Genomic DNA, 23,591 nt, shown 5'->3' with positions numbered 1-23,591 from the left:
AAATGGCCATGGCAACTGCGGCCATGGTACTCTGGGCCAAGCAGCTCTCGGTCAACCCGCCATACGCCCCGGCTGATCGTGCGGCAGGCGACGCGGCTGGTCCGGCCATACGCCGCGCGTATCGTAAACCGCCTTGCCGAAGCGCTCGTCCACCGGGACTGATTTGAACATATCATGATCAACCAGAATGACGAAAACGCCGCATTGTTCCAGAGCCGTATCGAGATCGATGAGTTCCGCCCCAGTGCCGACGAATTCCATGGGCAAAGCCTGCGCGTAAGGCTCAACCAACTTGATGCGGCGGCCGTAACGACGGGCCAGACGGCTCGCCACTTTCACGGCGGGGCTTTCGCGGAAATCGTCGATATTTGCCTTGAAGGCCAGGCCGAGACAGGCGACGTCCTCGCCCGGAAACTCGTCGATCAGGTCCGATACCTTGGCAACGACATGGTCGGTCTTTGCATCATTCACCTCGCGTGCGGCGCGTATCAGGCGGCTATTCTCCGGATCGCCGTGAACGATGAACCAGGGGTCCACCGCGATGCAGTGCCCGCCCACTCCCGGTCCGGGTTGAAGGATGTTTACGCGCGGGTGACGGTTGGCGAGGCGGATCACTTCCCACACGTCGATGTCCATGCCCTCCGCAATGACGGACAGTTCGTTAGCGAAGGCGATATTGACGTCGCGGAAGCTGTTTTCGACGAGCTTCACCATCTCGGCGGCACGCGCGCTGGTCGTGATGCAGGCTCCGCGTACGAATTGACGGTAAAATGCCAATGCCTTGCGCGCGCATCGCGGCGTTATGCCGCCGATGCAACGGTCATTGTCGATCAATTCGACAAGAATGCGACCCGGCAGAACGCGCTCTGGGCAATAGGCGATTGCGACGTCCCCGGCCGTGCCCGGTCCCGGCATTTTTAGGTCAGGGCGAATCTTCGCGAACAGGTCCCGCATCGCCTCGGTCGTGCCAACCGGCGAGGTGGATTCCAATATGACCGTGTCGCCCCCTTTCAATACCTCAGCCACAGTCCGCGCCGCGTTCAGCACATAGGAAATGTCCGGCGCACGATCTTCCGCTACCGGCGTGGGCACGGCGATGATGAAAACGTCGCTCGGTTCGACGATCAGGCTGGCCCTTAGATTCCCGCGTGCGACCACGCCTTGCACCAAGCCGTCAAGATCGACTTCCTCAATGTGCACGCGGCCCGAATTGACGGTTTCAACGACATGAGCGCTGACATCGACGCCCACGACATGCGCTCCCCCCCGGGCAATCAGGGCCGCAGTCGGCAGCCCGATATAACCCAGCCCGATGACGGAAACCTTCTGCTGCTTGTCGATAGGCATGCAATAATCCCGGAAGATCTATCAGTTGCCGCTGTTTTTGAAGGCAAATGCTGAAGATTCCGGTAACGAATGATCCCCGGACGACCAGGTCGGAAACTGTTAGCGAACGCAGGATCAGTAGACGAGCGCGGCCAAGCTATGCCGCCTCTTCCAAACCTTCAGCCTCGACGCTTCCCGACGCGATGACGGCCGCGATCCGTTGCGCCGCGCGCCCATCGCCGAAGGGATTATGCGCCCGTGCCATCGCCCGATAAGCCTCGTCATCGTCGAGCAACGCCAACACCTCACCAACAATACGGGCGCGGTCGGCGCCCACCAGCTTGGCCGTCCCTGCCGCGACGCCTTCAGGCCGTTCAGTGGTTTCGCGCATCACCAGCACCGGCTTGCCAAGCGACGGCGCCTCCTCCTGCACGCCGCCGCTGTCGGTCAGGACCAGATGGCACATGTCGAGCAAACGCACGAAATGTGGATAATCGAGCGGTTCGATCATCGCAACGTTCGGCAGCTTCCCAAGGACCGCCTCCATGATCGGGCGCACATTGGGATTGGGATGGACCGGAAAGATCACCGCCACATCCGGACGAGCAGCGATGTCGGCGATGGATCGGGCAATCGCTTCCATGCCTCCGCCGAAATTTTCCCGTCGATGGCTGGTGACGGCGATGATGCGCTTCCCTGCAAAGCGCGACGCCAGTTCATCAAGGCCCGCCGCGAGCGCAGGCATGCCCGCAATCCGCTCGCGCGTCGCGAGCAGCGCGTCGATCACCGTGTTGCCGGTGATGTGGATGCTGGCCGCATCACGATTTTCCAGCATCAGGGCATCGGCTGCCGCCCCGGTGGGCGCAAAGTTCATGTCGGCCACGCAAGCGACAACGCGCCGATTCACCTCTTCAGGCCAGGGATGATAAATATCCCCACTGCGTAATCCCGCTTCCACATGCGCGACCGGAATTTGCCGATAATAGGCGGCGAGGCTCGCGACCATGGTCGTCAGCGTGTCACCATGCACGACGATCCGATCCGGCTTTTCCGCATCGAACGCCTTGCCCAGATCGACGATCAGCTTCGCCGTAAGACCATCCAGTGTCTGGTTCGGCGTCATCACGTCAAGGTCGATGTCCGGCTTGATACCCGCAATGTCGAGTACCTGATCCAGCAAACCCCTGTGCTGCGCAGTCACGATCACGCGCACATCGACATGATCCCGCGCGCGCAACGCGTGAATGACGGGAAACAGTTTGATCGCTTCGGGGCGGGTCCCGAATACCACCGCAATTTTCATCTTTGCCCCCTGATGCGAGCCTTTAAGGCTACCCCCTGCCAGCAAATCGTAACCATCCCCTGAACAAGGGGTAATTCCGACGCGTGCTTTCGCAGGTGCGATGACCTATGCTAGGGCGCAGTCAATCCTTCATTTTTTCGAACGAGGCAGCGGGTAGTTTATGAAGATCACGATGATCGGCACGGGATATGTCGGCCTGGTATCGGGCGCCTGTTTCGCCGATTTCGGCCATGACGTCGTGTGCGTCGATAAGGACGCTGGCAAGATCGATGCGATCTTGTCCGGCCGTATGCCGATCTATGAACCCGGCCTTGATCAGCTCGTCGCCAACAATGCTGCGGCCGACCGACTGACCTTCACCACCGACCTTGCTGCGGGCGTCAAGGGCGCGGACGCGATCTTCATCGCCGTGGGTACGCCCTCACGCCGCGGCGATGGCCATGCGGACCTCAGCTACGTCTATGCCGCCGCACGCGAAATTGCCGAAGCCGTGGACGGCCCGACGGTTATCGTCACCAAATCGACCGTGCCGGTTGGCACGGGTGACGAGGTTGAGCGCATCGTCCAGGAAGTACGCCCGGACCTTGATATCCAAGTGGTCTCCAACCCCGAATTCCTCCGTGAAGGCGCCGCGATCAGCGATTTCAAGCGGCCGGATCGCGTCGTCGTCGGCACCACCGGCAACGAACGGGCCATGACCGTCATGGCGCAGATCTACCGGCCGCTGAACCTCAACCAGGCGCCCGTCATGTTCACTGGACGGCGCACGGCGGAATTGATCAAATATGCCGCCAATGCCTTCCTCGCGACCAAGATCACCTTCATCAACGAAATGGCGGACTTGTGCGAAGCCGTCGGCGCCGAGGTGCAGGACGTGTCTCGCGGCATCGGCCTCGACAACCGGATCGGCAGCAAGTTCCTTCATGCCGGACCCGGCTATGGCGGCTCCTGCTTCCCGAAGGACACGCTCGCGCTGGTGAAAACCGGCCAGGACTACGACACGCCGATCCGCATCGTGGAAACGGTGGTGCAGGTCAACGACCTGCGCAAGCGCGCGATGGGCCGCAAGATCGTGAAAGCGCTGGGCGGCGAAGCACGCGGCAAGACGGTTGCTCTGCTCGGCCTCACCTTCAAGCCCAACACTGACGACATGCGCGATGCGCCCAGCCTCGCCATCGTGCAGGCGCTGGAAGATGCTGGCGCTCGCATCGTTGCCTATGATCCCGAAGGCATGGAGGTCGCCCGACCGATGATGTCAGGCGTCACCATGGCGAAAGACGCCTACGAGGCCGCGACTGGCGCCGACGCACTCGTGCTGGTCACGGAATGGGATATTTTCCGCGCTCTCGATCTCAAGCGCCTTGCCGCTTCGATGAACAAGCCTCTGCTCATTGACCTGCGCAACATCTATCCCCGCAGCGAAGCCGAAGCAGCAGGCTTTGCTCTCACCCGGGTGGGCGGCAAGGGCGTCATCTGATGAATGTTCAGCCGGAGGGGGGCCGGGATGATCTCGGTCTTCCCCGTCTCCATCATTGGCTGATCGCGGCAGCGGGTCTGTTCGTCGTGACCCTGACCGTCCCCGTGATAGCGGGCTTCGTCTAAAGCCACTCGCAATCAAGCCTTAAGCTTCCACCCGCGCTTGAGCAGGACATAGCACAGCAGTGCCAGAGCGACGTTGAGCACCAGCAGAACGATGCTTCCCACGACCACATCCCCGTCCGCCGCCGCAACGAACCCATAGCGAAAGCCCGATATCGCGTAGAAAAACGGGTTGGCATGGCTGATCGCCTGGAACACTGGCGCCAGCCGGTCAATGGAATAGAAGGTGCCCGACAGCAGCGTCATCGGCCCGATCACGAAATTGGTGATCGCGGCGGCATGATCGAACTTTTCCGCCCAGATCGATGTCAGTACCCCGATGAACGCTGTCAGCGCCGCCCCCATCAGGCCAAACCAGACGATCGCCCAGGGATGCGCCGGTGTAACATGCACACCCGGCCACAGCGCCATCGCCCCCCACAGCGCCAGCCCCACACAAAACGCCCGCGTCACCGCCGCACCGACCAGCGCCAACAGCAGTTCGCTATTGGACAACGGCGGCATTAGATAGTCGATCAGCGTACCCTGCATCTTCCCCGCCAGCAGAGAGAAGCTGCTGTTGGCAAAGGCATTGTTCATCATGCCCATGATCATGAGCCCCGGCGCGATGAAATCCGCAAAGGGGACGCCCAGCACCAGCCGGTTGGCGCCGCCCAACGCGATCGAGAAAATAATGAGGAACATCAGCGTGGTGACGGCAGGCGCCCAGATGGTCTGGAGCTGCACCTTCATGAAGCGGCGCACCTCTTTCTGGTAGAGCGCTCGGGTGCCCGCCCAGTTGACGTTGCGGATGACAAGCTCACCCGGCTCGTGAAAAGGAGGAGGCGAAGAGGCGGATACGGAAAATTGGGGCTGTTCGTTCATGCTTCGATCGACTATCGGCTGGTCTGTTGTGCCGCAAGGGCGTTGTGCACGGGCTTTAACCTGTGCAGGCGCGTCCCATATAGGGCGCTAGCCAGAGAATTTGAGGAGTCATTCATTGTCCTGGACCGACGAGCGTATCGACCAGCTCAAGGGAATGTGGGAAAAAGGCCTGACCGCCAGCCAGATTGCGGACGAACTGGGCGGTGTCAGCCGCAACGCCGTGATCGGCAAGGCGCATCGCCTTGGCCTGCAATCGCGCCCTTCGCCCGTAAAGCCGAACGAGGCGCCCAAAAAGGCTGCTCCCGTCCGCAAGCCCGCGCCCGAAGCCGAAGCGCCCAAACCCGCCGCGCCCGTGCAGCATAGCGCGCCTGTTCCCGCACGCCCAGCCCCATCTGTTGCGTCTGCGCCCGCACAATCTGCCGCAGCTCCTGCCGCGGACGCACCTGTGCCCGCGCCGCAGCCTCGCATCATATCGGTTGGTCCGGGCGGTTTCCTTCGCCAGGGTCCCGGCGACCAGCAGGCGCCGATTCCGCCCGCCCCTCCCCGCCGCCTGGTCCCTGCCAAGCCTAGCCCGGAAATCGCAGGCAAGACGTCGCTGCTCGACCTGACCGAGCGGATCTGCAAGTGGCCGATGGGCCATCCGGGCGAACCGGACTTCCATTTCTGTGGTGAGGCCGTGAACCCCGGCTTCCCTTATTGCGTGGAACATTGCGGCCGTGCGTATCAGGCTCAGCTGCCGCGCGGTACGCGCCGTCCGCCTCCGCCGCTGCCTTTCGGCGGTCCGCGCGTTCGCTGACCCTTCGTTAGCTGTGAAATTCGAAGGGGCCGGTCGATGAGACCGGCCCCTTCTTCATAGCTCCTGCTTGCGCCCGCCGCCGACCCGCTTATAGCTTGTGCGCATGTCCGATCTGTTCACGAGCCAGCCGCTTTCCTCCTCCGGTTACGATGCATCCTCCATCGAAGTGCTCGAAGGACTGGAGCCCGTTCGCCGCCGTCCGGGCATGTATATCGGCGGGACCGACGAACGCGCGCTGCATCATCTAGCCAGCGAAGTGCTCGACAACAGCATGGACGAAGCGGTTGCGGGGCACGCCACCCGCATCGAGGTCACGCTGGAACCCGGCAACAAGCTGACCATCACCGACAATGGCCGGGGCATTCCCGTCGGCATGCACCCCAAATTTCCCGGCAAATCGGCGCTGGAGGTGATTCTCACTACGCTTCACTCCGGCGGCAAGTTCACCGACAAGGCTTATGCGACCTCCGGCGGCCTGCATGGCGTAGGCATCAGCGTCGTGAACGCGCTTTCGATCGTGACCGTCGTGGAAGTTGCCCTCAACAAGGAATTGTTCCGTCAAAGCTTCGCGCAGGGCTTACCTACCAGCGGTCTCCAGAAGATCGGCGCGGCACCTAACCGGCGAGGCACATCGGTCAGCTTCATCCCCGACCATGAAATTTTCGGCGAGCAAAAGTTCAAGCCGGCCCGCCTTTACCGGCTCGCCCGTTCCAAGGCCTATCTATTCGCAGGCGTCGAGATCCGCTGGAAATGCGCGCCCGAACTCATAAGCGACGATACGCCCGCCGAAGCCGTGTTCCAGTTCCCCGGTGGCCTTGCCGATCATCTAAAGGAACAGGTTGGCACACGCGAATGCGCCACCAGCGCCTTCTTCTCTGGCAGCCAGGATTTTCCTGACACTGCGGGCCGCGTGGAATGGGCGATCGCCTGGCCGCTTTGGTCGGACGGCAGCTACAGCTGGTATTGCAACACCATCCCGACACCCGACGGCGGCACACACGAAACAGGGGTGCGCGCCGCTTTGGTAAAGGGCATCCGCGCCTTCGCCGAACTGGTCGGCAACAAAAAGGCGAAGGACATCACTGCAGACGACATCGTGACCTCTTCGGAAATCATGCTGTCCGTCTTCATCCGCGATCCGCAATTCCAGAGCCAGACCAAGGATCGCCTGACCAGCCCGGAAGCCGCCCGCCTCGTCGAGAACGCGGTGCGCGATCATTTCGACCATTTCCTTTCCGACCATATGGAACGCGGCAAAGCGCTGCTCGCCTATGTCATCGACCGCATGGACGAGCGGCTGAAGCGCAAGGCCGAGAAAGAAGTCAAGCGCAAGACCGCCACCTCCGCCCGCAAGCTGCGCCTGCCTGGCAAGCTCACCGATTGCTCGACCGACGATCCCGAAGGCACGGAAATTTTCCTGGTCGAAGGCGATTCGGCAGGCGGGTCGGCCAAACAGGCGCGGGACCGCAAGACGCAGGCGATCCTGCCCCTACGCGGCAAAATCCTGAACGTCGCTTCCGCCAATAACGCAAAGATCCTGGCGAACCAGGAAATCGCGGACATGATCCTGGCGTTCGGTTGCGGCACGCGGAAGGACTGTAATCCCGACAATCTGCGCTACGAACGCGTCGTCATCATGACCGACGCTGACGTCGATGGCGCGCATATCGCGACGCTGCTCATGACCTTCTTCTTCCAGGAAATGCCGGAACTGGTACGGCGCGGGCACCTCTATCTCGCTCAGCCTCCGCTCTACCGCCTCGTCGCCGGGGGCAAGAGCCTCTACGCCCGTGACGACGCCCATCGCGAAGAGTTGCTCCGCACCGAGTTCAAGGGCAAGAAGGTCGAAGTCAGCCGCTTCAAGGGATTGGGCGAAATGAATCCCGGCCAGCTGCGCGAAACCACCATGGACCCCAAGACCCGCAGCCTCATCCGCATCACCCTGCCCGACGATATCGAGGATCGCCAGCAAGTGCGGGAATTGGTCGAGCGCCTGATGGGAACCAACCCCGCCCACCGCTTCGCCTTCATTCAGGAAAATGCGGCCACGGTGGACGAAGAAGCAATCGACGCCTGATCCTCTCGCAGGCAAGCATCGCCGCGCGACAGTGCTCCCCATCCGGATTTCGTGGCTACCGCAGCATTAACCACTGCGGGCGACGGGATGTTCAATCTTCCGCGCGATACGGGCAAGCATGTCAGGCTTCGCCCAGATCCTTCGCATCGCACCGCTTGCCGCACCGGCTCTGCTGCTGTCGGTTCAGAGCGGCACCGCGCTTGCGCAAACCCTTACGCCGACCGGCATCACCAGCGACGCGTTGAAGGGCGCGGACTATGGACAGGCCGATCGCCTGGCGTCCACCTTGCTCGCAGGCGGCATGAGCCGCCTCGCCGCCATCAGCGCTCAGCAGGGCAGCACGTCATCCTTCAACTGGGCGCCGCCAGTCGCGGAACCGCAGGCTATCGTCAACGACAGCCGCGTTGACCGGACGTTGTCTCGGTTGCCCGGATGGGAATTGCAAGGCATCCGCCTGACGCTCAGCCAGCCTGCACTCAGCTATAAGCAGCCCGATCTCGTGCCCACCTTCATGCGCGACCTCATCACAGCGCCTGCGGCCACCTTCGCCATGCCCAGGCCCACCCCGCTGCCATCTGCTCCAGCGCCGCGCCCCGGACAGCCAGACATCTTCGGATCGGTGGCGATGGCGGTCAGCCGTACGCCGCTCGACGACAAATGGGCCGCCGCTGCCCGCTCCGCTCCGACTACGGTCCTGTCGGCCAGCCTCTTGCGGTCGGCGCGCGCCGCCGCCGGACTACGGCAGGTGGAGATGGTGAATAGCTGGGTCAACAGCCGCCTGCGCTTCGCTGACGATCGGCAGGGCCGCGACAGCTGGGCTTCAGCCAGCCAGTCGCTCCAGCGCGGGGCTGGCGATTGCGAAGATTACGCCATCGCCAAGATGCAGCTTCTGGAAGCGGCTGGCTTTGATCGCCACGCGATGTTCCTCGTCATCGCACGCGATCTGGTGAGGCAGGCCGATCACGCGGTGCTGGCAGTGCGCGTTGGCAGCGAGCTGATGGTCCTCGACAATATGACGGATCAGGTGCTGCCTTCCTCAGAGGTCAGCGACTATCGGCCGATCATGAGCTTCAACTCTTACGGACGCTGGACCCACGGCTATCGCGTAACGAAGCCGCAGCCAGTCCAGTTCGCCGCTCGCTGAGCACGCTCACTGCTTACCGCTCCCGCAGAGCCTCCGACCGCGCCTTCATGATGGGCTTGAGCAGATAGGCCAACACCGACTTGCGGCCCGTCAATATCTCCACATCGCACACCATGCCCGGCGTAATGGGCAGCTTGTGCGCGCCCGTGCCTAGCCATGCGCGGTCGGTTTCCACAACCACCGTGAAATAGGCCTCCCGCGTCGCTTCGTCATAAACGCTGTCAGCCGAAACCTGCTGCACGGTGCCGCTCAGGCCCCCATAGATGGAAAAGTCATAGGCGGTGACCTTCACGACCGCGCGGTCGCCGGTCTTGATGAAGGCGATGTCGTTCGGCTTCACCCGAGTTTCCACCAGCAGCTTGTCGCCGATGGGGACGATCTGCATGATCTTCTGCCCCGCGGTCACGAAGCCGCCGATGGTCGTCACCTGCACATCGTTGACCACGCCATCGACGGGCGAACGGATTTCCGCGCGTTGCGCGCGGCCCTTCGCACCGCGCAGGGACTCGCTATTGACCGCGATCTTGGCCTCCAGCTGGCTGCGTTCGTTCAACGCATCCTGCTTGAACTGAAAATTCGCCTCGGACAATTGCGCCTGCGCCTCGCGGATCGCGGCCGATGCACGCGACGCCTGCTGCTGCGCCGCGTTGAGCCGTCCCTGCGCGTCCACCAGATCACGCCGGGCGTCGAGCAGTTCGGTCTGCGGGATGATGGACTTCGCCGCTAGCGGCTCCAACATCGCCACGCGCTGCCGCGCCAGCTGGACGCTGCCACCCAGGCTGTCGATCGTGGCCTGCGCCTCGCCCAGTTCGCGCCGCCGCTGTTCCACCTGAGCGGAAAGCCCATCCTGCTTGCTGCGGAGCGCCGATTGACGGACTGCGGCCAGCGCCTGCTCCTGCTGACATTCGGGGCCGCCCGTGGCGCAGTTGGCGCCCGTACCGGTGCCTTCCTTCTCCAGCCGTCCCGCCCGCGCCGTCAGAGATCGCGTCTCGGCCTGCAACTGTCCCAGTTCGGACGCCAGCATCGCGTCGTCCAGACGCACCAGCAACTGGCCCTTGCTGACCTTCTGCCCCGACCGAACCAATATCTCCTCGATCGTGGTCGGCTCGGCGGACTGGATGACCTGCGCCTTGCTCGACGGAATCACCCGACCCTGCCCGTGCGTCACCTCATCCACCGGAGCAAGGCTGGCCCACAACAGGAACGCCAGCATGCCTCCGCCGCTATACAGGATGACCTGCTTGTTGCCCGGCTGCCCCCGCAGCCAGTTGATCCAGCGCCCCATCATGGTTTTGCCTCTTGCATCACATGTTCATCGGCAGCGAGCGCCACCCCCTTCGCCTTTTCCTGCGCGGCCAGCATGTTGGTGAGAGCGCCGCCGCCTTGCGAAGGATCAGGAATGGACAGCTTCCATCCCTTGGTCGGGTCCATCCGCCCGCCCACATCATTGGCCGCCCGGCGTTCGGGCAGCGCCGCAACCGGAGGATAATCGATCTCCGGCTCCTTCATCGCCACCATCTGCGATGGATCGAAGGCAGGGATATATTCACCCCCGGCATAGCGCCTCGTAAAAGCGCGCGGCAGCCCCCACGCGCCCGGCCAGCGATAAAAGATGTGCGCGCCGATCTGCGCAAGCTTCGCCAAATGCGGAGCCCACCCGGGAAACACATAGTCGGCATGATAATGGGTCGCGGTGCCAACGCTCGGTTCAACCTGCCCCGCCAGCGCCGCGGCCGCGATCCGCTGTGCCCTATTCCAGAGGACGGCCATAGGTCGCCGCGCAAGTGACCCATCGCATACGAAACTGAACTGGCACACTGACGCGTTAAAGCGCTGATACACCACACCGCACACCGTCTTGGCGAAGGCGGGATGACGCACACGGTTGAGAACGACCTGTGCCACCGCGCGCTGTCCGCTTTCCGGTTCAGCCGCTGCTTCATAATAGATCGCCTGCGTCAGGCATTGCAGCGCGCGGCTCCTGTCCTCGCCTGCGGATTGAAGTGCGTGGAAAGGCGATGCTGCGGCGATGGCTCCGGCCGCAAACCTGAGCCTGCCATTCTGTGCCTCCGCCTCCTGCCCGATCGTCAAGGGCGCGGCTTCGCTCTCTGTGATCTCCACCAGCGCGCGATATTGGCGGGGGATGGCGGGCGCACCGTCGATGATCCTCGTTTGGACCGCAGCCTTGGGAGCGTCGTGCCCGCGCCAGCCAACCGTTCCCGCCGCCAAGACTATAACAAGCGCGCCCCCAAGGCCGAGCATGCAAGTCTCAGACGCTGGTAACCTCCCTGCCCGCCCGATCATTGAACCGCTCCTTTTTGAAGCTGTCCAATAACCTCGTCGCGCGGCCCGTCCGCCAGAACCACACCCTGGTCTATCACGATCAGTCGGTCCACGATCCGCAGCAGCGCATGGCGGTGCGTCGATACGATCAGCGTCTGTTCGGGCTCCAGCGCCTTTGCCAGATGGTCGACAAACAGATTTTCCGTCTGATTATCCATCGCCCCGGTCGGCTCATCGAGGAAGAGCAGCCTGGTCGGCTCCACCAACGCCCGCGCCAACACCAGGAAGCTCCGCTGCCCGCCCGATAGGCGACTACCGCGCTCACCGATGTGCAGGTCGAACCCGGCGGCATCCCGCCCGAAGAAGCGCGAGGCCCCGGAACGCTCCAGCGCGTCCAGCAGCTTCTCATCGTCGGCGTCCCGCGCGCCCAGCAGCAGGTTTTCACGCACCGATCCGCTGAACAGCTCCGCATCCTGCCCGACATAGCGGAAGGCAGCGCGCAATTCGTGCGGATGATATTGGCGGCTATCCACATCATCGATGGTCAACATGCCGCCGCCCGGAGGATAAAGGCCGCACAGCACCCGCCCCAGCGTCGATTTGCCCGACGCCACGCGCCCGATGATGCCGATTCGTTCGCCCGGTTCGATGCGCAGGTCGATGCTCTTCAGGCTTGGCTGCGACGCGCCCGGATAGCTGAACTCGAGCCCCTTGGCGACGATCGCGCCCTTGCGCACCTTCGGGATGATGCCGCGCGCTCCGTCCAGCCGCTCGTCCGGCTGATCGATCAGCGTCTGGAGGCTGCTCAGCGTCGTTATCGCCTGCCGCGCTCGCACGATGACGAAGGCAAGCTGTCCCACAGGCGCCAGTGACCGGCCAGCCAGCATGACGATCGCAATGATCGCGCCCATCGTGATCTCGCCCGCCGCGAACATGTAAAATCCGCCGATCACCAACGCGATGCTCGTCACCTGCTGGCAAAGCGACGCCAGTGTCACGCTGGTCGAGCTCAGCCGCCGCAGTTTTTCCTGCGTCGATGCGCTCATCCGGGCATAACGGCGCCACCGGTCAAGCATCCGCCCTTCGGCGCGGCATGCCTTCAGCGTCTCCATGCCCCCGATCGCCTCCACCAGCGCGGCGCTTTGCAGGCTCGCATCGGCTTGCGCATCACGTGACAGGGTGGCCATGGAGCGCTGAAGGAAGAAGCCGGCCGTGGCCATGATGCCGATCATGACGACGGGCACGACTGCGAGCCAACCGCCCAACAGCGCGATGATGGCGACAAACAGAAAGAGGAAGCTGATATCGACCACCAGCACCACGGTGGTCGATGTGAAAAATTCGCGGACGCTCTCAAATTCCGACACGCGCCGAGCCAGCGCCCCAGTGCTGCCCGCACGGCTGGCGAGCGGCACGTTCATCACCTTTTCGAACAGCCGCTGCGAGAGCCGCTCGTCGATTTCCCGGCCAGCCTCATCGACCAGCCGCGCCCGGGCGAGCCGCAAAGCAAAATCCAGCCCAAAGGCCAGCATGACACCCGCACCTAGCACCCAAAGGCTGGAAGCGGCCTTGTTCGGAATGATCCGGTCATAGACGTTCATCGTGAACAGCGGCAGCGCGAAAGCGAGAAGGTTGATGATCCCCGCCGCCAGCATGACATAACCAAAGGACCCACGCGCCCGCCAGACTTCGCGCCAGAACCAATGCTGCCGCGCCCGTTCGTCCCACGGCCTATCCTCGGCCCGTTCGCGGCCATGATCGGCCATGACGGCCAGCGCTTCACCCGTGAAATAAGGCTCCAGATCGGATAGCCGCGCCCATACCGGTTCGCTCGCATGGGGCAGTTGAACCAGCGCGTCGCCCTGCTTGATGTCCAGCAGGAGGAGAAAGCGCTCACCCCTCAGCGGGAGGATGGCTGGCAGGTTGGCGGGCCGCCATTTGTCCAGCCGTCCGCGAACATGGTCGCTCAGCAGGCCAATCTGATCCAGCGCGGACTCCGCCTGATGAAAAGGCAGGCGCCCTGATTCATCGACGGCAAGGCCTGCGCGCAAAGCCACGATACCCGGCGATCGATCGAAATGCCGCGCCACATGGCCGATGCATTCAATCAGTTCGTCACCGGGCGAGCCCTGATGGTCCAGCCATTCGGCCAGACTTAATGTGCTTCGTTCCAACATTGTTTACCCCGCGCCACCCCAGCCGAAGCCGGGGTGACCCCAAAGATGGAAACTTCAGCCCGGATAGCGCCGCCGCTGCAATTCGGCGGGCGGCAGGTCCGGAACATCATATTTCTTGCGCGCATAGGGATTGGCGCCCGAAGGCTGGGCTATCCCCAGAGTGTCGAGCAGCTGATTGGTCGCCGCCAGAATCTGATATTGCGCGAAGATTTCGGAGAAGCGGGCCGTTTCCGTCCGCACCTGCGTATTGAAGCGGGTGTTCTGGCTGTCGAGCACGTCGAGCAGCGAACGGCGTCCCACGTTGAACTGCTCGCGATAGGAAACCAGCAGCGAGTCCGAAACCGTCGCCTGCCGCGACAGGTCGGTCAGCCGCTTCTTTTCTGTGTCCCAACGGTTCCAGGCGGTTCGGACATCCTCTTCCGCCTCACGCTGACGTTGGCTGAGGCGGAAACGCGCCTCGCTGGCGCGGCGGGTCATTTCCTGGACCTTCGCCCGGTTGATGCCGCCATCGAACAGCTGCCAGCGCAGGACGACGCGCCCCTGCACATCGTTGGTGCTGCCACGGAAGCCATCCACATCCTCACCGACGCGGCCGCGCCCTTCCAGCACAACCTTCGGCCCGAGATCCGACTCTGCCTCATCCACGACTGCATGCGCCGCCTGGATGTCAGCCTCCGCTTCCCGGATCAGCGGGTTGTTGGTGCGCGCGCCTGCGATCGCTTCGTCCAGCGTCGGCGGCACGGCGCTCGTCACCGCATCGGGCATCGACACCTGGTCGATCGAAAGACCGGTCAACGTGCGGAAACTGATAGCCGCATTGGTCAGGTCTTGCTCTGCCTCGCTCTTGCGGACCAGCGCGGACTGCAGCCGCTCTTCGGCCTGCTGCTGGTCAGCGATGCTGATCGACCCCTTCGACACGCCCTCGCCCAGATCGCCGAGCAACTTGCGGTGGAAAGCGATATTGTCCTCCGCCGCAGCGACGACACGCTGCTGGAGCATATAGTCCAGATATTGCCGCGTGACGTTCAGCGCGACGAACTGCGACCGTTCGCCCACGCGCAGAGCCGCGCCATCGATCCGGGCAGCCTGGCGCCGTTTTTCCGCGCTGCGATAGCCCGAATCGAACAGCGTCTGTTCCGCCAGAACGCTCGCTTCCAGCGGATAAAGCGTCTGGTCGCCGATACCGAGCGTCCGCCGCGTGTTATTCTCCAACCGGCGAATGCCAGCCGATCCTTCCACGCTGACCCGGGGCAGATACAGCCCCTTGGCCTGTTCGCGTTCGAACTCGATGGCTTCCTTGTTCTGCACCGCCTGGTTGATTTCCGGATGGCTGTCGATCGCGGCCGCGATGGCGCTCTTCAGGTCCGTGGTCTGTGCCCAACCGCTCGTTACCATTGTCGCGGCGCACAGCGCCATCAGGCTGCCGCATGTCTTGCGCAGGATTGTCATGATTGCGCTCCCCTCAATTCGTGCTGGCAGTGACTTCGACCCGACGGTTCATCGGTTCGCGCACATTGTCGGCAGTTTCGATTTTCAGCTGGGTTTCGCCCAGCCCGGTGACGGTCATCGCGTCCATCGCGATGCCGCCCTGGCTCATCAGCCCGGCGACATTCTGCGCCCGGCGCAGCGACAGGCCGTCATTGTAGCGTGTTCCGCCCGACGTATCGGTGTAGCCGGTGACGCCAAACCGCGTCCAACCGCACTGGGCAGCCGATTGCGTGATCTGGTTGATCGTCGCCGCGCCCTCGGGCAGCGGTGTGTCCATGTTCCAGTCGAAGAAAATGGACACCGCCGGTGCCGTGCAGTCCAGCGCGGGTGGGGCTGAAGCTGCGGTCGGCACCGGCGGCGGTGGCGGCGCCGAAAGGCGTGCCACAAAGTCGTCGCACTTATTGATGCTGTCCGCATCCTTAGTGCCGGATTTCATGAAGCCCAGCGCAATGCCGCACTGGTTCTTGGCCTCCACGGCCCAGGTCCAGCGGCTGTCCTGCGCTGCCCGTAGGCTTGCGTCTCCCGCCGCCGCAACCGCCGTGTCATAACGGCTATTGAGCGCGCCCTTGAGCTCCGAATTGCCCATCTGCAGCAGGGGCGAGGCGGGCGCCGCCAAGGCCCCCGTCGACATCATCCCCGCCGCTAGGCCGAAGGAAGCGATGCTTCTCAACCTGTTCCGCATAATCATTCTCCCCCAAATATTCCCGCGAGAAATCCGAACCATGACGATCACCCGTGAGCGACCGCCATCGCCTCATGCGCGACCATCGCCGCATCGAAGACACTGGCCGCCATCGCCATCAGATGGCCTGCATCGGCAACCTCACCAGCGAGGGGATTGAGCAGCACAGGCGCATGCTCGCCCCCCGGCAATGCGGCCAGCAGTGCATCGATGTCCGGCGCTCCTGCATCGCCTAGCGCTTCGGCCACCACCTGCGCAGCCTGGGCATTCGAAGCCGCCTCATGCACTGCGGCAAGCGCCGCAGCATTGGCGTCGAAGGTCGGCAGATCGACGGTTTGGGCGAGCAAGCCCTGATGATCGTCCAGCGCGGGCTGCGCCTGGCCATCATCATTGGCGGCATGAACCGATGCATCATCGCCGCCCAAAAGCGTCGAATCGGCCGGAGCGGTATCGTCGCTGCCACTGTGGCTCGTCTGCTCAACCGGCTGGTCATCGACTTGGCCGTCCTGGGTTTCGCTCGACGCCGACATGCTTATGTCATCGTCGTTCGCAACGGGCTCCGAGACGCTGTCCGTCGCGGCCTCCGAGGCGGCACCCGTGGTCGTCTCATTTCCGGCAACGACCGGAGCAGGCTCCTGCTCCATCGTCTCGGCAGCGCCAGCCACCGCGACCAGGCTTGCCGCGATGAGTGCCTGATTGAAGCTGCTGGTGGTGCTTTCCACGGTCTTGCTGGCGTCGCCGTCTTTGGAACCCGTCGCAAACATCACGTCGCCCACGGTGCCCTTGGTGCCATCCGTGCGGGTAAAGGTCGTTTCGCCCAGCACCGTCACGTCACCGTCGGCCGCCTCATAGCCCGGGCCATGCGGCGTGAGGTTGATCGAAGCGATGCCCATGTCGGCCAGCGACTTGAACTCGCCGCCATCGACCACGCCGTTGCTGTTCAGATCCTGCCAGACGCCGAATTCCGCAAAGGCCGCGTCGTCAGCGTCAAACACACGGTCGCCATTGCTGTCATAGGCAAGGCGCAGACCCTCCAGATCGCTCGTGGCCCCCGGCGCATCGTCGGCAAAGACGATGTCGTAGGAACCGCCAACCGCATGAGCGAGCAGGCCGTCGTCGGAAGAGACCCAGGCCGTGCTGACCAGACCGCTGCCATAATCATGGGTGACGTCTGCAGAGCGCGAGAGGAACTCAAGGCCGTCACCGTCGAGGTCGAGGGCGACCGGTGGAACACTGGTGGCGTCCACTAGGACCCCGATTGTGATCGGCGTCATCGGATCGCCGTCGCCGTCCGTGCCGTTGACCTGGAAGTTGAGATTCTGGTCGGTCGGAAGAACCAGCCGAGTGACGGATACAGCGGTTGCGAAACGGACCCCGCCATTAGCGTCGACATTGTCAATCCGCAGCTCGCTAAACTCGATCGAAGGATCGATCGTCACGACGCCCGCTGCCGTCACCTGGAAATTGCCGCTCTCCGTGGCCGCCAGCGAACCGTCGGCATTGTAGCGGTAGGCGGTCCAGGTGAAATCGACCGGACCCTGCTGAACCTGCTGGACGGTCAGCGACAGTGAGTCGAGCAGGTCCGCATTCACCCACGGATTGTCGTTTCCGACCGCCCCCGGATTGTGGAATTCCATGCTGAACCACTCACCGGGATCAGTCCACTGATTGCTGACGCCAAAGCCCGGCGTGCTGGCGTTGACACCGTTGCCGTTGGATTCGAATTCGACCCGGCCGGTTTCGTTAACCGCCGTGTCGGGATCGTCCTCCAGTTCACGGAAGCTTGGGCCACCTGCGCTCAGCGAAGCGAACGAGATTTCCTCCGTCGTCACCTGTTCTGCGTTGATCAGGTCGAAACGGTAGGTGCCATCGGCGTTGACCGTCAGCTTGAAAAGGTCGTCCGTTGTTCCCGCCGTATGGGTCGTTCCCACCTCGGCCAGCAATTCAGTGCGGAGGAACTGTCCGGTCTGCGGATCGAAGACATCGGTTTCGGTGTAGTGAACGCCGGTGATCGCAGGGCCAGTGATGTTGAAGCCGCTGGATGAAGCACCATCCGATCCAAACTTCATCGAGAATTGGCCAGTCGCGAAGTCGCCGGCGACGTTGTCGACTGTGATCAACTCCGCGCCGCGCTCTTCGCCTACGGTAAGCGCCGAAACAGGGCCGTCGTCATGGAAGCTGATAAGTCCGGAAATATCGACCGGTGATGCTGTCGTGACGCTGTCACCATCGGCATCGACACGGGTCACGTTTACGCCGACATGGCCTGCCAACATTGACACAGCCTCATCAACGCTGGCGGCGTTGGGATGCTGCAGCGACAGATATTGCTCAACCTTGACGACGCCAGACGCGTCGATGGAGATCGCAAAGGCTGCCTGATTGGCGAACGTGCCGCTCGCGACCCGGCCAACGATCAGGCCATTTTCCAAAACGAGCGTGATTGCGGAACCGTCGGTAACCTTCAGACCTGACGCTGCATTGCTGACGACCAGGCTGTAGGTCAGCGAACCCTGTCCATCAGCGCCGTAGCCGCCGCCGACCGTCACGACCGACTGGCCGCTGGTTGCCGTGCTGAGCAGCAGGCCGCCGCTGACGTCGAGATCATTACCGATATTGCTGACCGCCAGCGTCGGCGTACCACCCGCGACGGCTACCGTTTCGTCGAGCTGCGCGATGGCCGCTGCATTCAGCGTAGCCGAAACGGTTGGGCTGTCATCATCGATCGTGATCGTGATGGAGCCGCTGGCGCTCTCATTTTCAGCGTCCGTGACCGTCACGCCAATCGTCAGTGTGGCGTCATTCTCGAAGCTGGTGTTCGGTGCAGGCGCTGCATGCTTGACGGGAGCCAGCAGTTCGAACTGATAGGCTCCTGTCGCAACATTGGTGATCGTCAGCTTGAACACATCAGCGCCGGTGACCGAATCCTCGCCGGTGAGGATGTGATTGACGGGGTCCCACACCGTGCGGATGACGTTACCCGCCAGGCTGACCAGGCCAGTATTGGCAACTGCGGCGAGCGTGATGCTGCCAGGGCCGTCATTACCGTAGCTGAAGCCGGAGAGAGCTCCCGTCACGAGGACGTCGGCGCCCGCGACATCACCCGGCTGCGCAGTTGTGATGCCATTGGCCAGACCGTCTTCGTCGACAGTGATCGACGCTGCGGCCAAACTGATCGATGGACCGGTGTCGGTCAGGCGAACAGTGAAGGTGGCCGTAGCCGTATCTCCGTCGCCATCCTTGATAGTGTAGGTGAAGCTTTCATCCACCGACGCATAGGGCGAAGTGATGTTATGATTGGACGTGTAGAGCAGCGTGCCGCCCGCACCGATCGCGATGGTGCCGCCAAGGCTGCCGGTCGCGATGGTGATTGCAGGCGTGCCTTGCCCGTCCGCTCCATAGCTGTCGTTGACCAGTAGTCCGGCCACCGTACCGATATTCACGGCCGCCGCGTCGTCATCGACCGTTGCCAGCAGGCCGTCATTAGCGGCGGTCGGCACGTCGTCCGACACTGACAGATTGACGGTGACCGTCGCGCTGTCACCATCCTGATCGGAGGCCACGACGCCGACATTACCGAGCTGGACAAGATCATCGAGCGACACGTCGGGATGGCTGTCGTAGTTGTCGAGCAACGTCGCCGTCACGGTCACGGTTCCGGATGCGTTCACCCCGATGGAAGCAGGCGGAGTCAGCGTCAGGGAGACGATCTTCGTGCCGGTGCCGACCGGACCATCCCACCCTTCGATCAATGTGCCGCTGACCCGGTTCCAGGTCAGGCCGCCCCCCAGCCCAGAGATATTCTGGGTAAAGGCAAAGCTGATCAGCGCATCGGATCCCGCCGTGAAGCTGGCATTGGCCGACACGAAATCCGGGTTGCTCGCCGTAGTTCCGCCAGTCAGATTCTGATCGTCCATCTGCAGGTTCAGCGGGCTACCGCCCGTCGGGACAGCGCCATCATCGATGGTGATGGTCTGCACGTCCTGCGCCACGTCATTGTCGGCGTCAGTCACCTTGACGGTGAAGCTGATCGACTGCGCCACGCTCTGGTTCAGGTTCCCCGCAGCAGCAAAGCTCCAGGTGCCATTGGCGTTGACCGTCAGGGTGCCCTTGCCCGTGTCGATCGGCGTGCCGAGCGCGTAGGGCGTGCCGTTGAACACCACCTGCGTCACATTGCCGGGCTGATCCGCGCCAACCACCTGCGACCAGGTGCCGTTGACGCTCGCCCCTTCGACGACGCTCGTCGGGCCGGTTACGTCCAGCGTCGGCACATCGTCCGACACCGCCACATTGACCGTCGCCGTCGCGCTGTCGCCGTCCTGGTCGGATGCGACGACGCCAATCTGGCCGAGCTGCGCGGTGTCATCCTGCGTGAACAGCGGATGGCTGTCATAATTGTTGAGCAGGGTCGCGGTGACCTGCGCCGTGCCGTTGCTGTTCGCGCCGATCGAAGCGGGCGGCGTCAGCGTCAGTTGCACGATCTTGGTCCCGGTGCCCACGGCGCCGTCCCAACCTTCGATCAGCGTGGCGCTGACCCGGTTCCAGGTCAGGCCGCCGCCCAAGCCGCTCAGATCCTGCGAGAAGGCAAAGCTGGTGAGTGCATCAGAACCCGCCGTGAAGCTGACATTGCCCGATTGGAAGTCCGGGCCTGCCGACGTGCTGCCATCCGACAGATTCTGGTCATCGACCAGCAGGTTCAGCGCCGAGCCAGCGGTCGGGTCCGCGCCATCACCAATGGTGATGGTCTGCACGTCCTGCGCCACGTCATTGTCGGCGTCGGTCACCTTGACGGTGAAGCTGATCGACTGCGCCATGCTCTGGTTCAGGTTGTTGGCAGCGGCAAAGGTCCAGGTGCCGTTGGCATTGACCGTCAGGGTGCCCTTGCCCGTATCAATCGCCTGACCCAGCGCGTAGGGCGTGCCATTGAACACCACCTGCGTGACGCCCGGCTGATCCGCGCCAACCACCTGCGACCAGGTGCCGTTGACGCTCACACCCTCGACCACGCTGGTGGGGCCGGCCACGTCCAGTGTCGGCGCGTCGTCCTGGACCGTCACGTCGATGCTGGTGACGGTCGACACGTCGCCATCGCTGTCAGTCGCGCGGACGGCGAAGCTGTCGCCCGGTTGCGCATCGGCCGCGCCACTGATGCCGTCGCCATCATTGGGATTGAAGTCCGGATGGGTCGGATCGTTGACCGCCAGCGTATAGCTGTAGCTGTAATGGCCCAGGCCATCGGACGTCACCGTCAGTGTGCCCGCATCGCCCTGCACGACGACCGGCGAACCAACCGTCGCGCCAGTCACGTCGATCCAGGCGCCGTTCTTGTCCTGCACCTCGACCGTGTCCAGCGTATCGCCGCCGGTCGTGATCGTCATCGATCCCGTTGCGGTTTCACTATTCCCCGCAGCCGCCGACCCGTTCGGCAGCCCCGCTTCCGAAACGACGAGGTCACCGACAGTGACGGTCGGCACGGAGTCGCCCGCCAGCTGGATGGTCACCGTCGCGGTCGAGCTGTCCCCGTCCCCATCGGTGATGGTGTAGGTGAAGCTGTCCTGCCCCTCTGCACCCGCATTGGCGGTGTAGAGGAACACGCCGTTGCCTTGATAGACCGCCGTGCCCAGGCTCGGCCCACTAGTCAGGACCAGCTTTCCGCCAGCGACGGTCAGGTCGACCCCATCTGCCCCCAGCGTGTCGGCGCCCCCCGCTCCGCTCAGCGTGCCCGCGCCTGTCACAACATTGATCTGAACGGTCTCATTTTCCGAAGCCTGCGCAGCGACATCATACCGCGCGATCGGCAGGTCATCGACGACCTGAACGTCGATCGAACCCGACGCCGTCGATCCGTTCCGATCCGTCGCCACGATGGCGAAGTTCTGGAACAGGCTGTCAGCGCCCGCCACGTCATGGTTCAGGCTGTTGTCGGTCAGGACAAAGCTGTAGGTGAAGGTGCCAGCCGTCGGCGTCCCGCCCTGCTGCGCCGTCGCGGTGAAGCCGGTGATCGTCAGCGTGCCGAGCGGCGTCGTCACCACTTGTCCCGGCACGAATGCGCCGTTGTTCAGCACTGTCACGCCACCCACGGTCACGGAGGTCAGACCGTCCGCGCCAGACACCCCGAAGGACCCAGTCCGCGTCAGAGCCGCCGCATCGGGCGAACTGCCGTCAGACAGGTCATTTTCCAAAACGACCAGCTCAGCGCCCTCAGCGCCCGGCTCGCCGTTCACGCCGGTGATGGTCACGCCGTCGTCCGCGCCGTTGATGGTTATGGTCAGCGTCGCGCTGGATGTGTCGCCATCCGCGTCCGTGATTGTATAGGCAAAGCTTTCGGTCAGCGTCTGACCCGGCGTCAGGAACTGAACCGTCGGGTTGTCATTCGCCAGCGTATAGCTGTAGCCGCCGCCCGCGCTGATCGTCAGCACGCCATAGGTGCCCTGGAAGGTCCCAGTAGTGGTCACGCTCGCGCCGTCGGCGCCCTGCACGTCGGCGACGCCGTCGGTCGTGTTGGCGTCAGCCCCGCCGCTGCCGGTGAAGAGATTGCCGTCGGCCACGACCTGGCCGTCCTCGGTCACGCTGTCGGCGTCGTTCGTTGCGGACGGTGCATCGTCGGCGATGGAGATGGTCAGCGTGGCGGTCGCCTGGTCGCCGTCGCTATCGGTCACCACGACGGTGAAGATTTCGACAGGCGGCGGGCCTACGACATTATCCGCCAACACGTAGCGATAGCCGATCTGCCCATTCTCGATCGAGGTAATGATCAGGGTGCCTATCGGTGTTTCGAAGGACTGGTCGACAGCGGTCACCGCCACGCCGTTGATCGTAACAAGAGACGGGCCATCGTCAGCTGAAAAGATGATGGTGCCGCTGGTCTGCTCACCATCACCAGCAGCGGCCGATCCGGCGGGCTCGCCATCGCGCGCGGGCAAGCCCGCTTCGCTGACGCCAGCCGTGGCGTCGGTCGCACCGGCCGGCTGGTCTGGCGTGACGATCAAGACTTCCGGCGTGTCATCCTCATCCGGCGCGATGGGGAGGATTTCCCGCTCTTCAGGCTGCGTAAAGGCCAATTCGGTCGGTGGGAGCAAATCGCCCAGCGCGAAAGGATCACCGATCGCACCATCATCCGCCAGGAAATTCCCCCCAGAGCTGCGGGCTGGCCCGGCGGCGGGCTGCGGTTCATCGCCGATCAACAGCGCAGCGAGGTTAACCGAAGGGATTTCGACGTCGCCGACAACGATGTGCGGCATTACGACCGCGCCGTCCAGGATCACCATCTGCGTGCCGTCCGGCAACGTGACGATCAGGTTGCGGCCATCGACCTCTATTTGATTGATGTCGGTTCCGGCAGGAAGGACGACAACGCCATCCGGGCCAGCGGCCACCGTGCGCATTGTGCCTGGCTGGATATGGTGCCCCTTCACCCGAGCGGCGAGTGCATCCAGGACCGGGTCATGCGCCTGCTGACGGTCAGCGGCGGCATCGGCATTCCATTCGCGCTCGAAATCCATCTTTCCATCCCACCTGTCGTCATGGGACGGTTCAAAGAAGTGCGCAGAAGACCACTTCCTCAACGCGCATGCATTGAGAAATTCCATCTTCATCGACTCATGGCATTAGCGGATCAGCTATTGCCCATTGTCTGCGATCTTCCGTTGGCAAGGCCTTATTGGCCCTCCCCGCCCCGGATTAATCCTATCGTCTTATAGTTCTGACCCGATGAGTGATCATATTAGGCGGGGATAAATAGAGTCACCAAAAATCAACTTTTGTTAACCATTTAAATACGATAGCGGCCGAAAAATAACCCATGCTCTATTACTTGAGATATATGTATTTCACATGCAGTATATCGTTGGTC

Annotated in this window: 14 protein-coding genes; 5 read left to right on the top strand and 9 right to left on the bottom strand. The window is 63.1% G+C overall.

The window, feature by feature from the left end:
- Positions 1–51: 51 nt before the first annotated feature.
- Both wecC and wecB read right to left on the bottom strand, forming a co-directional pair.
- A complete protein-coding gene (gene wecC, locus ACZ5U1_RS02480; RefSeq protein WP_464779226.1) occupies positions 52–1,347 on the bottom strand; it encodes a UDP-N-acetyl-D-mannosamine dehydrogenase in 1,296 nt (431 codons plus the stop codon).
- Between the two features lie 136 nt (positions 1,348–1,483).
- A complete protein-coding gene (wecB, locus tag ACZ5U1_RS02475) occupies positions 1,484–2,629 on the bottom strand; it encodes a non-hydrolyzing UDP-N-acetylglucosamine 2-epimerase (RefSeq protein ID WP_464779225.1) in 1,146 nt (381 codons plus the stop codon).
- Positions 2,630–2,789: 160 nt separating this feature from the next.
- Here wecB and ACZ5U1_RS02470 point away from each other — a divergent pair, with 160 nt between their 5' ends.
- Both ACZ5U1_RS02470 and ACZ5U1_RS02465 read left to right on the top strand, forming a co-directional pair.
- Positions 2,790–4,106 carry a UDP-glucose dehydrogenase family protein gene (locus ACZ5U1_RS02470; RefSeq protein WP_464779224.1) on the top strand — a complete coding sequence of 439 codons (1,317 nt, stop codon included), beginning with the start codon at positions 2,790–2,792 and terminating at the stop codon, positions 4,104–4,106.
- The gene (locus ACZ5U1_RS02465; RefSeq protein WP_464779223.1) at positions 4,106–4,231 is read left to right on the top strand and encodes a hypothetical protein; all 126 of its coding nucleotides are present in this window, start codon (positions 4,106–4,108) and stop codon (positions 4,229–4,231) included. The genes ACZ5U1_RS02470 and ACZ5U1_RS02465 overlap by 1 nt, the downstream gene beginning before the upstream one ends.
- Before the next feature lie 12 nt (positions 4,232–4,243).
- Here ACZ5U1_RS02465 and ACZ5U1_RS02460 read toward each other — a convergent pair whose 3' ends face one another.
- Positions 4,244–5,092, bottom strand: coding sequence for an ABC transporter permease (locus ACZ5U1_RS02460; protein WP_464779222.1), 849 nt, complete (start codon positions 5,090–5,092; stop codon positions 4,244–4,246).
- A 115-nt stretch (positions 5,093–5,207) separates the two neighbouring features.
- Here ACZ5U1_RS02460 and ACZ5U1_RS02455 point away from each other — a divergent pair, with 115 nt between their 5' ends.
- The 3 genes from ACZ5U1_RS02455 to ACZ5U1_RS02445 all read left to right on the top strand — a co-directional run bounded on the left by ACZ5U1_RS02455 (position 5,208) and on the right by ACZ5U1_RS02445 (position 9,109).
- Positions 5,208–5,888: a GcrA family cell cycle regulator gene (locus ACZ5U1_RS02455; protein ID WP_464779221.1), complete on the top strand. Its 681-nt coding sequence runs from the start codon at positions 5,208–5,210 to the stop codon at positions 5,886–5,888.
- 103 nt (positions 5,889–5,991) lie between these two features.
- Positions 5,992–7,965 (top strand): DNA topoisomerase IV subunit B, encoded by a 1,974-nt coding sequence (gene parE / locus ACZ5U1_RS02450; RefSeq protein WP_464779220.1) that lies wholly within the window; start codon positions 5,992–5,994, stop codon positions 7,963–7,965.
- 118 nt (positions 7,966–8,083) lie between these two features.
- Positions 8,084–9,109, top strand: a complete 1,026-nt coding sequence (locus ACZ5U1_RS02445) for a transglutaminase-like cysteine peptidase (RefSeq protein ID WP_464779219.1) — start codon at positions 8,084–8,086, stop codon at positions 9,107–9,109.
- A gap of 13 nt (positions 9,110–9,122) precedes the next feature.
- Here the strand turns inward: ACZ5U1_RS02445 and ACZ5U1_RS02440 are convergent, their stop codons facing one another.
- Genes ACZ5U1_RS02440 through ACZ5U1_RS02415 form a run of 6 tightly spaced genes read right to left on the bottom strand, consistent with a single transcriptional unit; the run spans position 9,123 to position 23,241 of the window.
- Entirely contained in the window at positions 9,123–10,397 is a 1,275-nt protein-coding gene (locus ACZ5U1_RS02440) for an HlyD family type I secretion periplasmic adaptor subunit (protein WP_464779218.1), read from the bottom strand.
- Entirely contained in the window at positions 10,394–11,371 is a 978-nt protein-coding gene (locus ACZ5U1_RS02435) for a cell wall hydrolase (protein WP_464779217.1), read from the bottom strand. Before ACZ5U1_RS02435 ends, ACZ5U1_RS02440 begins: the two co-directional genes overlap by 4 nt.
- Positions 11,372–11,409: 38 nt before the next feature.
- Complete coding sequence (locus tag ACZ5U1_RS02430) at positions 11,410–13,569, bottom strand: type I secretion system permease/ATPase (protein WP_464779216.1); 2,160 nt, start codon at positions 13,567–13,569, stop codon at positions 11,410–11,412.
- Between the two features lie 54 nt (positions 13,570–13,623).
- Positions 13,624–15,018 carry a TolC family protein gene (locus ACZ5U1_RS02425; protein WP_464779215.1) on the bottom strand — a complete coding sequence of 465 codons (1,395 nt, stop codon included), beginning with the start codon at positions 15,016–15,018 and terminating at the stop codon, positions 13,624–13,626.
- Positions 15,019–15,031: 13 nt separating this feature from the next.
- On the bottom strand, positions 15,032–15,739 hold the full coding sequence (locus tag ACZ5U1_RS02420) for an OmpA family protein (RefSeq protein ID WP_464779214.1): 708 nt from the start codon (positions 15,737–15,739) through the stop codon (positions 15,032–15,034).
- A gap of 47 nt (positions 15,740–15,786) precedes the next feature.
- Positions 15,787–23,241 (bottom strand): beta strand repeat-containing protein, encoded by a 7,455-nt coding sequence (locus ACZ5U1_RS02415; protein WP_464779213.1) that lies wholly within the window; start codon positions 23,239–23,241, stop codon positions 15,787–15,789.
- Between the last annotated feature and the right edge of the window lie 350 nt (positions 23,242–23,591).

Source organism: Sphingobium sp. TomTYG72 (genome assembly GCF_055394715.1).
The sequence above is the reverse complement of the archived record's forward strand: the minus strand, read 5'-3'. Positions and strand labels throughout refer to the sequence as shown.

Bases quoted from the DNA above. Each gene is read 5' to 3' on its own strand.
- wecB (WP_464779225.1), bottom strand. From the start codon at position 2,629: ATGAAAATTGCGGTGGTATTCGGGACCCGCCCCGAAGCGATCAAACTG.
- ACZ5U1_RS02460 (WP_464779222.1), bottom strand. From the start codon at position 5,092: ATGAACGAACAGCCCCAATTTTCCGTATCCGCCTCTTCGCCTCCTCCT.
- ACZ5U1_RS02430 (WP_464779216.1), bottom strand. From the start codon at position 13,569: ATGTTGGAACGAAGCACATTAAGTCTGGCCGAATGGCTGGACCATCAG.
- ACZ5U1_RS02425 (WP_464779215.1), bottom strand. From the start codon at position 15,018: ATGACAATCCTGCGCAAGACATGCGGCAGCCTGATGGCGCTGTGCGCC.
- ACZ5U1_RS02465 (WP_464779223.1), top strand. From the start codon at position 4,106: ATGAATGTTCAGCCGGAGGGGGGCCGGGATGATCTCGGTCTTCCCCGT.
- ACZ5U1_RS02470 (WP_464779224.1), top strand. From the start codon at position 2,790: ATGAAGATCACGATGATCGGCACGGGATATGTCGGCCTGGTATCGGGC.
- ACZ5U1_RS02415 (WP_464779213.1), bottom strand. From the start codon at position 23,241: ATGGATTTCGAGCGCGAATGGAATGCCGATGCCGCCGCTGACCGTCAG.
- wecC (WP_464779226.1), bottom strand. From the start codon at position 1,347: ATGCCTATCGACAAGCAGCAGAAGGTTTCCGTCATCGGGCTGGGTTAT.
- ACZ5U1_RS02435 (WP_464779217.1), bottom strand. From the start codon at position 11,371: ATGCTCGGCCTTGGGGGCGCGCTTGTTATAGTCTTGGCGGCGGGAACG.
- ACZ5U1_RS02445 (WP_464779219.1), top strand. From the start codon at position 8,084: ATGTCAGGCTTCGCCCAGATCCTTCGCATCGCACCGCTTGCCGCACCG.
- ACZ5U1_RS02440 (WP_464779218.1), bottom strand. From the start codon at position 10,397: ATGATGGGGCGCTGGATCAACTGGCTGCGGGGGCAGCCGGGCAACAAG.
- ACZ5U1_RS02420 (WP_464779214.1), bottom strand. From the start codon at position 15,739: ATGCGGAACAGGTTGAGAAGCATCGCTTCCTTCGGCCTAGCGGCGGGG.
- parE (WP_464779220.1), top strand. From the start codon at position 5,992: ATGTCCGATCTGTTCACGAGCCAGCCGCTTTCCTCCTCCGGTTACGAT.